At 63.0% G+C, this 15,111-nt stretch carries 13 protein-coding genes and 1 pseudogene; 6 read left to right on the top strand and 8 right to left on the bottom strand.

Annotated elements, in window-relative coordinates:
* Window positions 1–112: 112 nt before the first annotated feature.
* Window positions 113–466 (bottom strand): DUF1428 domain-containing protein, encoded by a 354-nt coding sequence (locus U862_RS0115970; protein WP_025111307.1) that lies wholly within the window; start codon window positions 464–466, stop codon window positions 113–115.
* Window positions 467–468: 2 nt separating this feature from the next.
* A complete protein-coding gene (locus U862_RS0115965; protein ID WP_025111306.1) occupies window positions 469–1,548 on the bottom strand; it encodes a hypothetical protein in 1,080 nt (359 codons plus the stop codon).
* A 248-nt stretch (window positions 1,549–1,796) separates the two neighbouring features.
* Here U862_RS0115965 and U862_RS0115960 point away from each other — a divergent pair, with 248 nt between their 5' ends.
* Complete coding sequence (locus U862_RS0115960; RefSeq protein WP_025111305.1) at window positions 1,797–2,069, top strand: hypothetical protein; 273 nt, start codon at window positions 1,797–1,799, stop codon at window positions 2,067–2,069.
* A 45-nt stretch (window positions 2,070–2,114) separates the two neighbouring features.
* On the opposite strand, the gene U862_RS29665 is transcribed toward U862_RS0115960, so the two are convergent.
* Window positions 2,115–2,321 (bottom strand): hypothetical protein, encoded by a 207-nt coding sequence (locus U862_RS29665; RefSeq protein ID WP_081794891.1) that lies wholly within the window; start codon window positions 2,319–2,321, stop codon window positions 2,115–2,117.
* Window positions 2,322–2,563: 242 nt separating this feature from the next.
* Between U862_RS29665 and U862_RS0115950 the strand changes: the two genes are divergently transcribed.
* From U862_RS0115950 to paoC, 4 genes and pseudogenes are all read left to right on the top strand, one after another.
* Complete coding sequence (locus tag U862_RS0115950) at window positions 2,564–4,318, top strand: L-lactate permease (protein ID WP_025111304.1); 1,755 nt, start codon at window positions 2,564–2,566, stop codon at window positions 4,316–4,318.
* Window positions 4,319–4,649: 331 nt separating this feature from the next.
* Window positions 4,650–5,273: an aldehyde dehydrogenase iron-sulfur subunit PaoA gene (gene paoA / locus U862_RS0115945; protein ID WP_025111303.1), complete on the top strand. Its 624-nt coding sequence runs from the start codon at window positions 4,650–4,652 to the stop codon at window positions 5,271–5,273.
* On the top strand, window positions 5,270–6,226 hold the full coding sequence (locus tag U862_RS0115940) for a xanthine dehydrogenase family protein subunit M (RefSeq protein ID WP_025111302.1): 957 nt from the start codon (window positions 5,270–5,272) through the stop codon (window positions 6,224–6,226). Before paoA ends, U862_RS0115940 begins: the two co-directional genes overlap by 4 nt.
* A pseudogene (paoC, locus tag U862_RS0115935) lies at window positions 6,223–8,419 on the top strand (aldehyde oxidoreductase molybdenum-binding subunit PaoC). Before U862_RS0115940 ends, paoC begins: the two are co-directional and overlap by 4 nt.
* 49 nt (window positions 8,420–8,468) lie before the next feature.
* Here paoC and U862_RS0115930 read toward each other — a convergent pair.
* From U862_RS0115930 to U862_RS0115915, 4 genes are all read right to left on the bottom strand, one after another.
* Complete coding sequence (locus U862_RS0115930; RefSeq protein WP_025111301.1) at window positions 8,469–10,883, bottom strand: TonB-dependent siderophore receptor; 2,415 nt, start codon at window positions 10,881–10,883, stop codon at window positions 8,469–8,471.
* 135 nt (window positions 10,884–11,018) lie between these two features.
* Complete coding sequence (locus U862_RS0115925) at window positions 11,019–11,984, bottom strand: FecR family protein (RefSeq protein ID WP_025111300.1); 966 nt, start codon at window positions 11,982–11,984, stop codon at window positions 11,019–11,021.
* Window positions 11,981–12,514, bottom strand: a complete 534-nt coding sequence (locus U862_RS0115920; RefSeq protein ID WP_025111299.1) for a sigma-70 family RNA polymerase sigma factor — start codon at window positions 12,512–12,514, stop codon at window positions 11,981–11,983. Before U862_RS0115920 ends, U862_RS0115925 begins: the two co-directional genes overlap by 4 nt.
* A gap of 118 nt (window positions 12,515–12,632) precedes the next feature.
* Window positions 12,633–13,109 (bottom strand): cupin domain-containing protein, encoded by a 477-nt coding sequence (locus U862_RS0115915; RefSeq protein ID WP_025111298.1) that lies wholly within the window; start codon window positions 13,107–13,109, stop codon window positions 12,633–12,635.
* Window positions 13,110–13,206: 97 nt separating this feature from the next.
* Between U862_RS0115915 and U862_RS0115910 the strand changes: the two genes are divergently transcribed.
* Entirely contained in the window at window positions 13,207–14,100 is an 894-nt protein-coding gene (locus U862_RS0115910; protein WP_025111297.1) for a LysR family transcriptional regulator, read from the top strand.
* Between the two features lie 4 nt (window positions 14,101–14,104).
* Here the strand turns inward: U862_RS0115910 and U862_RS0115905 are convergent, their stop codons facing one another.
* Window positions 14,105–15,049, bottom strand: a complete 945-nt coding sequence (locus U862_RS0115905) for an aldo/keto reductase (RefSeq protein WP_025111296.1) — start codon at window positions 15,047–15,049, stop codon at window positions 14,105–14,107.
* Between the last annotated feature and the right edge of the window lie 62 nt (window positions 15,050–15,111).

Here is a 15,111-nt window from a genome sequence, read left to right as displayed (position 1 = left end):
AAGCCCATGTGGGAACGGGCTTGCTCGCGAAGCGGTCGGCACAGCCAGCATCTTCAGCGACTGAACCACCGCCATCGCGAGCAGGCTCACTCCTGCACGGAACAGGTGAATTTCAGGATTCAAGAATGTTCTTGAAACCGCCAAAGATCATGCGCTGACCATCAAACCCCATCGGGTTGACGTCCGGTTGCATGCGCGGGTCCTCCATCATTTTGGCCATGCCGGCGTCGCGGGTGGCTTTGTCCGGCCAGATCAGCCAGCCGGAGGAAACTGTCTCGCCGTCCTTGAGTTTTACCGCCATCGGGAATGACGTGACTTTGCCCTCCGGCACGTCATCGCCCCAGCACTGAACGACATCCTTTGCGCCGTATTCCTTGAACAGTTTCGCGGCGATCTCACAGTGTTTTTTGTACCGCTCGCGATTGGCATTCGGTACAGGTGCTACAAAAATATCGATGTAAGCCATGATCACTCTCCTTGCACGTTGGGTTCGATCTGCTGAGTAGTCGATTCCGGCGGCCGCCATTCGACACGATTCACACCCAGCCCGACCGACGGTTGTTCTGCTCCGCCAAGGCTGCCCTCAACCTGACCGGCGATGTGCAACGTACCGGCCATGACCCCAGTGGTCGGGTTTTGCAGCAGTTTCGACCAGGCCTTGTCAAAGGTGCTGCCCAGGCTGCTGCGAATCAGCGCTTCGCTGTCGGGTCGATCACTGGCCTGGATGATCGCGCGGATGCCCGCCACGCCGATCGAAATCACCCCGCCCACCAACTTGCCCGCCGCAGCCGCCACCGCGCTGGCCGCACCGCGCGGGGCCATTTCCGCTTCCATTCGCTGGCTGGCGCGTTTGGCCACGGGCGCCATGCCGGCGTCGGTCGAGGCAATCCCCTTGCTGCCACCCTCGGTGTGGACCTTGTCGATCAGCGCGGCATACGCCGGCAGGGTGTTCAGCGGTTCGGTACTGATGACCTGATACAGCGAAGCATCGCGCGCCGGCGGCGGGCCAAGGGCGATGGCCGACACTTTCTGCAAGTGCCCGTTGAGCTGGGCCACCGGCACACCGTAACGCTGGGCGATGAGCGGCATCTGCTGGGCCATCAGTTGCGCATAGAACGCCGTGGCCTGACCGAGGATCGCATCCGGATCGATCTCCACCGCGACCGGCGCCAGCACCCTTTCCTGATACTGCTCAAGCAGATAGCTCGCCAGACGCTTGGCCGACGCATCCTGTTCGCCGCCGGCGCTGATCGTGTACCAACTGACCTTCATCGATAGCCATTCCTGGGTCCAATAGCTGCTGAACCACGGAATGAAATTTTCTTCAGTTTGTTCATAGACGCGAATACGCCAATGTTCCATCGAGCCCCGGGCAAATACCTTGACCTGCTCGGTGGACTGCTGCGAGGCGCTGACGATGTCGCGGTCGATCTGCTTCCAGGTCGCGGGCGACACCACCACGGCCGGTGGCGTCACCGGGGCCCGAGCCGAGGAGGCGCAGCCAGCCAGCAGCAACAGTGCGGCGACGAACAGCGCACGCAGGTTCACAGTGGTGGAGTCCTTGAATGGAGGAAAACAGATTTGAGTATAGGTGCGGGGGGTTGGGCCGTTTGTCGGTTGTGGCTGCATTGGCCCCATCGCGAGCAGGCTCGCTCTCACTTTGAAATACGTCCTCCTGTGGGGAGTGGCATCAACCATCAACGCCGTCGATATTCACCATCGCCACGATTGCCTTCCGCCCGCCGCCCGGCAAAGGCACGATTGACCCATCCGAGACGCAACGAGGAGTACACATCATGATTCGCACCATCGCACTCTCCGTGAGTTTCCCGGTATTCGGCAGCAACTATTACGAGCAGCACGTGGTGTCGCGCAAGGCGCAAGCACTGGTGTTCAACAAAGATTTCGACGATCTGCTGATGCCCGCCGCAAGCAATCACTTCACTAATGAAGTGGTCGGTATCAACGATCAGTTCCGCTTTCTGAGCGACATACTCGCCACCCATTTGCTGGATCTCGAGGCCTCTGCGCCTGCGCATTCCAGCGTCCGGGCGAGCGCTCATTTTTAATCGGCGAGGGCGTTCCCGTTGCGGGAACGCCCTCTTGATATTCAATCAGTCGTCGTCGCGATCACGGTAGTAGCGGCGTCCGTCGCGTCGACCGTCATCACGCTCATCCCAACGCCGATCATGGTCGTAATAGCGCCCGTGATCTCGGTCGTAATGCCGCCCATGGCGGTAGTCATCATCAAAATCCGCCACACAGCCTGCCAGCAAAACAGCGGCGGCCACGGTCAGCAGCATTGTTGTCGCGTGCTTCATTCAACTCTTCCCTAAAACCAAGGTCTTGACGACGGAACGGCTGTCACTGCCCACGCCTTCAGGACGCAGTGCGCGCAGCCGCTGATACGACCGGACAAACGGACTTTGATTCACTGCCCGACCACGACCATTGATCGGCGCGCCGCCCGCCCCCGGACAGCGGCGTAATGCCACCTATACTGCTGGTTATCGCCCCCCTCGCAACGGATCTGCGCCTCGATAACAACAAGCAGAGGTGGATCATGGTCTGGCAGCAAATCTACGACCCGTTCGGCAATCCGCTGATCTCTACACTCATGGCCGCCACCCCGGTGGTGGTGATGCTCGCAGCGTTGGCGTTCTTTCACGTCAAGGCGCATCTGGCCGCCCTGCTCGCCCTGGCTTCGGCGCTGCTGATTTCGATCTTCGCCTTCGGCATGCCGGCAAGCATGGCCGGTTCGGCGGCGTTGTTTGGTGCAGCCAATGGTTTGCTGCCGATCGGCTGGATCGTGCTCAACATCATCTTTCTGCACCGCCTGACCACCGAGAACGGCTCATTCAAAGTGCTGCAGGACTCCCTGGCGCGGATCACTGATGACCGCCGTTTGCAGTTGCTGCTGATCGCCTTCTGCTTCGGCGCGTTTTTCGAAGGCGCGGCCGGGTTCGGTACGCCAGTGGCTGTGACCGGAGCGATTCTGATCGGCCTCGGTTTTTCGCCGTTGGCCGCATCCGGGCTGGCGTTGATTGCCAACACCGCACCAGTGGCGTTCGGCGCGCTCGGCACGCCGATCATCACCCTGGCCAAAGTCACCGGGCTGGATGAGATGGAGCTGTCGATGATGGTCGGCCGGCAACTGCCGTTTTTCTCGGTGCTGGTGCCGTTCTGGCTGATCTGGGCGTTTGCCGGCTGGCGCAAGATGCTGGAGATCTGGCCGGCGATTCTGGTGGCCGGGGTCAGTTTCGCGGTGCCGCAGTTCCTGGTATCGAACTACCATGGGCCAATGCTGGTGGACGTGATCGCCGCACTGATCTCCATGGCCTGCCTGACTCTGTTTCTGCGGGTCTGGAAACCGGCGACTGTTTACACCTCCGCCGCCCTGTCCGGGCGAGTCGACAACTCCAGGGTCGAGGAAGAAAAAGTTACCGCCAGCGCCACCTTCAGCGATCAGGCACGCCCGGCGGTGATGCGCGCGTGGATGCCATGGATCATCCTCACCGTGTTCGTGTTTGCCTGGGGCACCCAGGGTTTCAAGAATATTTTCGACGTGCGCCCGGCGCTGGACCCGGTAACGCATTCCGTCAAACTCGATCCGCAAGGCAAACCGCTCAGCGAGGCCAACCCGATTTTCTCGCCGGCGCTGACCTTCACCACGCTGCACCTGCAAGTGCAGAAAGTCCCACCGGTGGTGCCGGCGCCGAAAGCCGAAGAAGCGATCTACAAGTTCACCTGGTTCACCGCCACTGGCAGCGGCATTCTGCTGGCGGCGATTGTCGGCGGGCTGCTGATGGGCTACTCGATCCCGCAATTGATCAAGCAGTACCTGCGCACGCTATGGGTGGTGCGGTTTTCGCTGATCACCATTGCGGCGATGCTCGCGCTGGGATTCCTTACGAGGTATTCCGGACTGGACGCGACCATGGGCCTGGCGTTTGCGGCGACCGGGGTGTTTTACCCGATGTTTGGCACCTTGCTCGGCTGGCTCGGCGTGGCGTTGACCGGTTCGGATACCGCCTCGAACGTACTGTTCGGCGGGCTGCAACGGGTGACCTCGGAACAGTTGGGCATCAGCCCCGTCCTGATGGCGGCGGCCAACAGCTCCGGCGGCGTGATGGGCAAGATGGTCGATGCACAATCAATCGTGGTCGCCTCCACCGCCACCCGCTGGTATGGGCATGAGGGTGAAATTCTGCGCTACGTGTTCTTCCACTCGATCGTACTGGCGATGCTGGTCGGTGGGCTGGTGACGCTGCAGGCGTATGTGGCGCCGTTTACGCACATGGTGGTTGGCGGACATTGAGGTCAATTCCGAAGACCTCTTCGCGAGCAGGCTCGCTCCCACAGGGGGCATGCATTCCAATGTGGGAGCGGGCTTGCTCGCGAAAGCGGCATGCCATTCAACCAAAAACTGCCTGACCCTCCGCCTTCGCGAGCAAGCCCCCTCCCACAATATGGCTCTGCGTCGTTTAGCAGATTGATGAGCCATGCGCATAACTCTATAGCGCAAATCCGCAAAAACCTTTTCCCTCTTGCGCAGGTCATTCCAAGAACGAGACCGGCAAGCATGCCGGCGCGCCCGAGCGGGCCTTTTCACCCCTGCCGTCCTGATTCAGCCAGAGAGGGATCGAAGCATGACGATTTCCCGACGTAGATTCCTGATCCTCGGTGCCGTGACCGCCACGGCCTTCGCGATGCCGCCGTTCATCAGCCTCAAGGCCTACGCGGCCAACCTGGAGCAACCGGCCATGAGCAAAGTGACGATTCAAGTCAACGGCAAGCCGCAAGCCCTTGAAGTCGACAACCGCACCACCCTGCTTGACGCCCTGCGCGAGCACCTGCACCTGACCGGCAGCAAAAAAGGCTGCGACCATGGCCAGTGTGGCGCCTGTACGGTGATCGCCGATGGCCGCCGGATCAATGCCTGCCTGACCCTGGCGGTGATGCACGAAGGCAGCGAAATCACCACCATCGAAGGCCTCGGCATGCCCGACAATCTGCACCCGATGCAGGCCGCGTTCATCAAGCACGACGGCTATCAGTGCGGTTATTGCACGCCGGGGCAGATCTGCTCGGCGGTGGCGGTGCTCAGGGAAATCCGCGACGGCATCCCCAGCCATGCCAGCCCCAGCCTGACCGATGCACCGCAACTGATTGCCGCTGAATTCCAGGAGCGCATGAGCGGCAACATCTGCCGCTGCGGTGCCTACTCGAACATCATCGAAGCGATCACTGAAGTTGCGGAGGTGCCGGCATGAGACCGTTCAACTACAGCCGCGCCGACTCCCCCGCCGCAGCGGCCGCACAAGCGGCACAGGTCGAAGGCGCGAAGTTCATCGCCGGCGGTACCAACCTGCTAGACCTGATGAAACTCGACATCGAAACCCCGCTGCACCTGATCGACATCAACCATCTGGGCCTTGATCAAATTGAAGCCACACCTGAAGGCGGATTACGCATCGGCGCACTGGTGCGCAACACCGATCTGGCCGCCGACAGCCGCGTGCGCAAGGACTACGCCCTGCTCTCGCGCGCCTTGCTCGCCGGCGCCTCGGGCCAGTTGCGCAACATGGCGAGCACCGCCGGCAACCTGCTGCAACGCACCCGCTGTGCCTACTTCTATGACGTCAATCAGGCCTGCAACAAACGCCAGCCCGGCAGTGGTTGCGCGGCGATTGGCGGGGTCAGTCGGCAACTGGGGCTGATCGGCGTCAGCGACGCCTGCATCGCCACCCACCCCAGCGACATGGCGATTGCCATGCGCGCACTCGATGCGCAGGTTGAAACGGTCAAGCCCGACGGCACGACCCGCCGCATCGCCATTGCCGACTTCCATCAACTCCCGGGCAACACGCCGAACATCGAAACCAGCCTCACGCCCGGCGAGTTCATCACCTCCGTGACCCTGCCCGCTCCGGTCGGCGGCACGCACCTTTATCACAAGGTGCGTGATCGCTCGTCGTACGCCTTTGCCTTGGTGTCGGTCGGGTTGATCCTGCAAAAAGACGGCAGCGGCCGCGTGGCGGTCGGTGGGATAGCGCCCAAACCGTGGCGCGTCGAAGACGCCGACGCGTTGCTGCCCAACGGCGCGAAAGCCGTGAGCGAACGCCTGCTCGACGGCGCAACACCGACCCACGACAACCAATTCAAACTGACCTTGGTCGAGCGCACGCTCGGCTCGGTGTTGGCGCAAGCGAGGGACGAAGCATGAAATTCGACACGCCCGCCACCACCAACCCGATCGATCAGTTGAAAGTCATCGGCAAACCCACCGACCGCGTCGAAGGCCCGCTGAAAACCAGCGGCCAGGCGCCATACGCCTACGAGCAACACCACGTGGTGGCGAATCAGGCCTACGGCTTCATGGTCGGCTCGGCCATCGCCAAAGGCCGCATCAACCACATCGATCTCGACGCCGCCGAAGCCGCGCCCGGCGTGCTGGCCATCGTCACCGCTGCCAATGCCGGCAAGCTCGGCAAGGGCAAATACAACTCGGCGCCACTGCTGGCCGGGCCCGACGTGCAGCACTATCACCAGGCCGTAGCGCTGGTGGTTGCCGAAACCTTCGAGCAGGCTCGCGCCGCTGCACAACTGGTCAAGGTCGACTATGTCACGACCAAGGGCGAATTCGACCTGGCCAGCGTGCGCGATCAGGGCGTGGAGCCGAAAGAAGAATTGCCCGACGTCAGACACGGCGATTTCGCCGGGGCGTTCGCCGCCGCTGCGGTGCAGTTCGACGACCTACACCACCCCCGATCAGTCCCACGCGATGATGGAGCCGCACGCAACATTGGCGGCATGGCAAGGCGATCAACTGACCCTGTGGACGTCCAACCAGATGATTGCCTGGAGTGTCGGCGACGTCGCCGCCACCCTTGGCCTGTCCAAGGACAAAGTGCGCCTGATCTCGCCGTACATTGGCGGCGGCTTTGGCGGCAAACTGTTCATCCGCGCCGACGCGATCCTCGCTGCCCTCGGGGCGCGTCTGACCAACCGCCCGGTAAAAGTCGCCCTCGCCCGGCCGCAGATCGCCAATAACACCACTCACCGCCCCGCGACCATCCAGCGGATTCGCATGGGTGCGACAGCGGACGGCAAGCTCACAGCCATCGCTCATGAAGGCTGGTCGGGCAACCTCAAGGACGGCAAGGTCGAAGTCGCGGCGCAGCCGAGTCAGTTGCTCTATGCCGCAGAAAACCGCCTGGTGAGCATGCGGCTCGCGCCGCTGGATCTGCCCGAAGGCAACGCCATGCGCGCCCCCGGGGAAACCCCGGGGCTGATGGCGCTGGAAATCGCCATGGACGAGATGGCCGAGCAGCTCAAGCTCGACCCCATCCAGTTTCGTATCCTCAACGACACCCAGGTCGATCCGGTGAAAACCGAGCGCCCGTTCTCCCAGCGACGGCTGATCGAATGCCTGCAGACCGGCGCCGAAAAGTTCGGCTGGGCCCAGCGCAGCGCTACCCCCGGCAGCCGTCGCGAAGGCCGCTGGCTGATCGGCATGGGCGTCGCGGCGGCGATCCGCAATAACCTGCTGCTCAAGTCCGGTGCGCGGGTGCGGCTGGAACGCGACGGCAAGGTCACGGTGGAAACCGACATGACTGACATCGGTACCGGCAGCTACACCATCATCGCCCAGACCGCCGCCGAGATGATGGGCGTCGGCCTTGCAGACGTCACCGTGCATCTGGGGGACTCGAACTTTCCGGTGTCGTCCGGCTCCGGCGGCCAGTTCGGCGCCAACTGCTCGACCGCCGGGGTCTACGCCGCGTGCATGAAACTGCGCGACGCAGTGGCAACCCGGCTGGGCATGACCGGCGCTGACGTCGAATTCGCCGACGGTCAGGTGCGCTCCGGCGGCAAGACGCTGGCGCTGCGTGATGCCGCAAAAAATGGCGTCGTCGAGGCTGAGGACAGCATCGAATTCGCCGACCTCGCCAAGCAGTATCAGCAGTCGACCTTCGGCGCGCACTTCGTCGAAGTGGCGGTGGACGCGGCGACCGGAGAAGTCCGTGTGCGACGCATGCTTGCGGTGTGCGCAGCGGGGCGGATTCTCAACCCCAAAGCCGCGCGCAGCCAGGTGATCGGCGCGATGACCATGGGCGTCGGCGCTGCATTGATGGAGGAGCTGGCGGTGGACAAACGGCTGGGCTTTTTCGTCAATCACGACCTGGCCGGGTACGAAGTGCCGGTGCATGCCGACATCCCGCATCAGGAGGTGATTTTCCTCGACGAGACCGACCCGGTTTCATCGCCAATGAAAGCCAAGGGTGTGGGGGAGCTGGGGATTTGCGGCGTGAGTGCCGCAGTGGCGAATGCGATCTACAACGCCACCGGGGCGCGGGTGCGCGAATATCCGATCACGCTGGACAAGATTCTTTCGTCGTTGCCGCCGATGATCTGAAGCAACCCCGCAGAATCGCCCCTCCCTGCGCAGAGAGGGGCGTTCACCGTTACCAGCGATACGTCGCCGAAGCCACCGCGGTGCGCGGATTGCCGTACAGGCAACGGGTCGCGTCGTAGCATCCGGAAATGTAGTCATCGTCGGTCAGGTTGGTGACGTTCAGTGCCAGTTTCCATGGCCCGGTCACGTAATGCGCCGAAGCATCGAACACAGTGTACGAGGGGATCTCCAGCGAGTTATCCGCCGCCCCCGGGTTACTGCCGACGTAGCGCACGCCCGCGCCCATGCCAAAGTTCTTCAGCCAGCCATCGTGGAAGGTGTAGTCAGCCCACAGCGACGCCATGTTGCGCGGCGTCGGGATGAACGTCGGGGTCTTGCCCTCGCTGACGTCGTTGGCCTTGGTGATCTTCACGTCCTGATAGGTGTAACTGGCGATCACGTCCAGCTCACGGCTCAGGCTTGCCGTGCCTTCCAGCTCGAAACCACGGGAGCGGATTTCGCCGGTCTGCACCGAGTAATTGGGATTGATCGGGCCTGGCGTCAACACGTTAGTCTGGGTGATCTGAAAGACCGCCGCAGTCACCGACGCGTTGCTGTCCTTGGGCGCGAATTTGATCCCGGCCTCGTACTGCCTAGCCTCGGTCGGATCGAACGGTTTACCGTTGGCATCCAGCCCGGCGTTGGGGGTGAATGCGGTGGAGTAGCTGACGTAGGGTGCCAGGCCGTTGTCCGCCAAGTACACCAGACCGGCTCGACCGCTGAAGGCCTCATCTTTCTGGTGGGTGGTGGTGTGCGCCAGGTGATCCTGGGTTTCGCTGCTGGCCCAGTCGTAGCGACCGCTCAGGGTCAGGCGCCAGTGCTCGTCGAACTTCAGCTGATCCTGCAGATACAGGCCGGTCTGATTCAGGGTCGAATCGATGTTACTCGGGTAACTCTTGTCCGGATCGTTGAAGATCGAGCGGTCGAACGGCACGAACACCGGGTGGTACGCGTTGACCGGCGCCGCGAGGGCATAGACCTCTTTGTCGGTGGCGTCCTGATGCTGATAATCCAGGCCCACGAGCACCGTGTGATCGACCCCGCCGGCACTGAAGTCGGCTTGCGCCTGGTTGTCCACGGTCCAGCGTTTGTAGGTGAAATCGGCGATGCCGGCCCAACGGTCGATGGTCGTCAACGAGCCTGCCTGGAAGCCACCGCCGTAGATCATGTTGTCGTTCAGGTCGAGGTGCGAGTAGCGCAGGTTCTGCCGCACTTGCCAGGTGTCACTCAGGCGTTTGGAGAACTCATAGCCGAACGAATACTGGCGCTTTTCGTACTTCTGAAAGTCTCGGTCGGCCTCGAAGATGTTGCGCTTGATGTGGCCGTTGGGGTTGTAGTCGATGGTGCCCGCCGACGGATAAAAACCATCGCCGGAATTGCTGTCGTCGTACAGATAACTCGCCAGCAACGTGAAGCGCGTGTCGTCATCCGGCGCAAAGGTAAGCGAGGGCGCCAGTGATTGGCGCTTGTCCTGCCACGGAGTGTCCTTGATGTTCTGGTCGCGCAGCACGCCGACCATGCGGTACGACCACACGCCCTGCTCGTCCAGCGGGCCGGTGCTGTCGAAGTTGACCTGGCGGCGCGCATCGGTGCCGTATTGCACGCCGACTTCGTTGGCCGCCACTGCACTCGGGCGCTTCGATACCTGATTGATCACACCACCGGGATCGCCCTGCCCGTACAACACACCGGCCGGACCGCGCAGTACTTCGACGCGCTCGAGCATGTACGGATCGACCATCCAGCTCGCCAGATTGATCGTGGTCGGCAGTTGCAGGCTATCGAGGTATGTGGTCGGGGAGAAACCGCGAATCACCGTGTACCAGTCCGAGCGATTGTTGGCGCCATAGCTCGACACGCCGGGGGTGTAGCGCAACGCTTCGTTGACCGACTGCACGCCTTGCGCATCCATGCGTTCACGGGTGATGACCGAAATCGATTGCGGGGTTTCGTGGATCGGCGTGCCGGTCTTGGTTGCGCTGATGCTGTTCTGCGCAACGTAACCGTCCACCGGCCCGAACGGCCCATCGACCGTCTCCGGCGCACTGATCGACAGGCTGTCGAGCTGTACCTGGCCGGTGCCGGAAGGCAACGCCTGCAAACGATAAGTCGAGCCAACCTGTACCGCTTCCAGGCCACTGCCGCTGAGCAGCCGCGCCAGCGCCATTTCCAGAGTGTAGCGCCCGCTCAGGCCCGGCGTCTGTTTGCCACGGGTCAGCGCCGGATCGAACGCCTGGGCCACGCCGGCCTGCTCGGCCAAAGTGCTCAAGGCTACGCTGAGGTCACCGGCCGGCACCGCGAAGGTCTGCACGCGGCTCTGGGCGACACTGGCCTCGTCAGCCGCCGCCGGCAGCACAGCACCGGCGAGAAAGATCGGAAACAGCGCGGCGGCAAGAGGGTGCAGCCGGACAACGGGGCGGGTCATGGGGTGGATTCCTGGAAGTTGTTTGGGGTTCTCAGGCCATGACGGGCGAGTTCGGGAAAGGGACAGTGAAGCGCTGAATTATTTTTCAGATCACCGCCCCCGGCAGGCGAAGGCCTGCAAAGTTTCGTGGTGAACTCAGGATTTGGGTTTGATCAGCACCAGCCAATCGGTAAAGCGCTGCACGCGAATCGGCAGGTTGGTCTGCAATGCCGCCAGCGCTGCGTTGCTGTCACCGAGCGGGAACGAGCCCGAGACCCGCAACCCGGCCAGCGCCTGCCGATCGAAGTGCACGACGCCGGAGCGGTAGCGCGCCAGCTCATCGAGCACCTCCACCAGTGGCCGGTCGTCGACCTTGAGCACGCCTCGGGTCCAGCTCGCCGGGTCGGCGTTGGCCAAGCCCATCGGGCTGTCGACATGATCGGCAAACACCGTCGCCTGCTGCCCGGCCGCCACCCGCACGGGACCCTCCGGGTGCTCGACCGGGCGCGCGGCAATCGCCGATTCCAGCACGGTGACACGGGTCTGGCCGTCCTCGCGGCGCACCAGGAACTGCGTGCCGAGTGCCGTCACGGTGCCGTGCTCGGTGCGCACCACGAAGGGCCGTTGCGGGTCCTTCGCCACCTCGACCCACAGCTCGCCGCGCTTGAGATCGATCAGCCGTTGCTGGCCGTCGAAATGCAGATCCACCGCCGTGTCGCTGTTGAGCTGCAAGTGGCTGTGATCGGCCAGCACCAGATCGCGCCGCTCGCCCACTGCCGTGCGTTGATCCGCCAGCCACACCGGCGCCTGGCGCACACCTTGCCACGCCACGCTCGCGGCGATCAGCAAGGCCAGACAAGTGCCGGTGCGCCGCAGGGTGCTGCCGCGCTTTGGCGTGAGGACACGGTCGAGGGTCTTGCGCGCGCGGCTCTTCGGCAAGCCGTCGAAACGTCCCCACAGCAGCGCCAGACGCGAAGCCGCCAAAGCATGGCTGGGGTCGGCATCGCGCCATTGGGCGAACGCCTGATGCTGATGATCACTGGCCTCACCGGAGTGCAGCAGCGCCAGCCATTGCGCCGCCGCGACCACCGTTTCATGGCTTGGCTCGGGCCCGTTGTTCACGCGGCACCGCCATACAGCGCGACATAGCAATGCACCATGACCTGAGCGATGTACTGCTTGATCATGCTTTTCGACACACCGAGGTGTTCGGCGATCTCGGCATGGCTCCAGCCGTCCAGGCGATTGAGCAGAAACGCCCGTCGTGGTTTCTCCGCAAGGCCGTCGAGCAGCCGGGCGATGGATTCGAGCAGTTCGATGATCTGATGGAAGTCCTGCGGGCTGATCGCCGCGGCGTCTGCGCTTTCATGCGCCAGCACCGCCAGGTATGCCCGCTCCAGCTTGCGCCGGCGCTCGCCATCGATCAGCAGGCGAATCGCCGTGGTCGTGAGAAACGCCCGCGGCTCCTGCAAGCGCTCGGGTTCAGCGAGGGTCAGTACGCGGATGAAGGTGTCCTGCGCCAGATCCGCCGCCCGCTGCGAACAGCCGAGTTTTTTACGCAACCAGTTCTGCAACCAGCCGTGATGGTCGCTGTAAAGCAACGTCAGCAGCTGATTGCGCGGGGATTGGGCGGAAGGCAAATGAGCGGGCACAACGGCATCCTGGGAGGGGGCAACCTACACGAATGCGAATATATTTCATTTGCCAACAAGTGTCACCCAGCGCAAAAAACGCTGGCGCACTCGCATGAGGTTCCAGCGGGCTGGTGCCTCATTCAGCCTTCGGATATTGCGCGTCGCTGACCTGCTCCATCCAGTCCACCACCTTGCCATCCAGCACTTCGGCAATGGCAATGTGGCTCATCGCCGTGTTCGGTGCAGCACCGTGCCAATGCTTGGTGCCGGGAGCGATCCACACGGTGTCGCCGGGGCGGATATCGCGAACGGGCTGGCCCCACTCCTGCACAAGACCGGCCCCGGCGGTGACGATCAACGTCTGCCCCAACGGATGGGTGTGCCATGCGGTGCGTGCGCCCGGCTCGAACGTCACCGTAGCGCCGCTGACGCGCGCCGCATCGCTGCCCTTGAACGGCGTGTCGACGCGCACGGTGCCGGTGAACCAGTCCGCCGGGCCCTTGGCCGAGGGTTGCGAGCCGTTGGGGGTGACAATGACGCGCAGGGGTTCGTTGGCCTGGGTCTCGCTCGCGAGTAAGGACAAGGTCAATGCGCAAGTGGCAATCGGGTTCATGGCGGTGGTCTCCGGTGAGCAATAACGGCACTTTACCGAGCTGAACTGTTCAGATAATCGACTAGAATTCGAAAAAACTTATGCAGGACACTCATCAATGCTTCGAGAAAACGCCAGTGACCTGCTCGCCTTCCTCGCCGTGGCCCGCGAGCGCAGTTTCACCAAAGCAGCGGCCAAGCTCGGCGTTTCGCAATCGGCGCTCAGCCACACCATCCGTGCGCTGGAAGCGCGCCTGGGCCTACGCCTGCTGACCCGCACCACCCGCAGCGTCTCGCCCACCGAGGCCGGCGAACATCTGCTGCAAACCATCGGCCCGCGTTTCGACGAGATCGAACTGGAACTGGCGGCCCTGAGCAACCTGCGCGAAACCCCGGCAGGCCGTATCCGTATCAGCGCCACCGACCATTCGCTGAACTGGCTGCTACGGCCGGTGCTTCAGGCGTTCCTGCCCAAATACCCGGACATTGCCGTGGAGGTGTGTTGCGACTACGGTTTCGTCGACATCGCCGGGCAAGGCTTTGACGCCGGCATACGCCTGGGCGAGGACGTCGCCCAAGGCATGATTGCCACCCGCATCGGCCCGGACATGCGCATGGCGGTGGTCGGCTCGCCCGCCTATTTCGCCAACCGCACGCGACCGGAAACACCGAGAGAGCTGACCGACCATGCCTGCAACAACCTGCGTCTGCCCACCAACGGCGGGTTGTACACCTGGGAGTTCGAAAAGAACGACGAAAGCCTCAAGGTGCGCGTGTCCGGGCAAATCACCCTGAATGGCGTGTACCCGCTAATCGACGCTGCACTCGACGGCTTCGGCCTGAGTTACATCCCGCAAAACATCGTCGCACCGCACCTGGCCGACGGGCGTCTGGTGCAAGTGCTGGCGGACTGGTGCCCGACGTTTGCCGGTTATCACCTGTACTACCCGAGCCGACGGCAGGCAGCGCCGGCGTTTTCGCTGTTGCTGGAGGCGTTGCGTTATCGCGGTTGAGCGCCTACCCCAGCAGCGCAATCAACTGATGACGCTGAGCATCCGTCAGCATCGGCCCGAACCCGGCGCCGGCGTTGTCGGCCATGTAGCGCGGATTACCGGTGCCGGGAATCACGCAGGTCACCGCCGGGTGCGACAGCAGAAACTTCAGCGCCAGTTGCGGCCAACTGTTGACCTGCACATCCGAGACCCAGGCTGGAAGCGGCTTGCCCTTGAGCCGCGCGAGCAACCCGCCACCGCCGAACGGCCGGTTGCAGATCACCGCCACACCGCGCTCGCGGCACATCGGAAGAATGCGCTTCTCGACGCCACGGTCATCGAGGGCGTAGTTGATTTGCAGGAAGTCGAGCGGTTCGGCCTTGAGCAGCGCTTCGACTTCGTCATAGGCCGACGGCGTGTAATGGGTGATGCCGATGTAGCGGATGCGCCCCTGTTCTTTCCATTCACGCAGGGTTGGCAGATGGGTCTGCCAGTCCAGCAGGTTATGAATCTGCATCAGGTCGATGCGTTCGGTACGCAGCAGGCGGAAGGATTGTTCCATCTGCGCGATGCCCTCCTCACGCCCGCGCGTCCATACCTTGGTCGCCAGAAATGCCGGCGAGTGCGGTTGGTGGATCGACAGCAACTCGCCGGTGGTTTGCTCGGCGCGGCCGTACATCGGTGAGCTGTCGATCAGCGTGCCACCCTTTCGGAATAGCTCGTCGAGCACGGCAGGCAGTTGTTTGTAAGCAGTTTCACCGGGCGCAACGTCGAAGCCGCGATAGGTGCCCAAGCCCACCAGGGGCAGCAGCTCGGAGCTTGAGGGGATGGCGCGGGTCTGCATGGTCTGGTCTCCTGAGGCGCTCGACGAAGTGGCGGTGGCCAACGCCCGGTGCAAGGTGAAAACCGCCGAAACCCCGGCAGCCAGCGTGAGCAGACGACGCCGCGAGTAACCCTCAGTGTGGCGCATGCCGGTGCTCCTGCTGCGTGGATCTGTTGCAGGGTATGTGGCATGGCAATCAGCAGACAACG

It is taken from the genome of Pseudomonas sp. H1h, assembly GCF_000633255.1.
Taxonomy (GTDB): Bacteria; Pseudomonadota; Gammaproteobacteria; order Pseudomonadales; family Pseudomonadaceae; genus Aquipseudomonas.
This window is presented reverse-complemented; position numbering and strand designations above follow the sequence as displayed.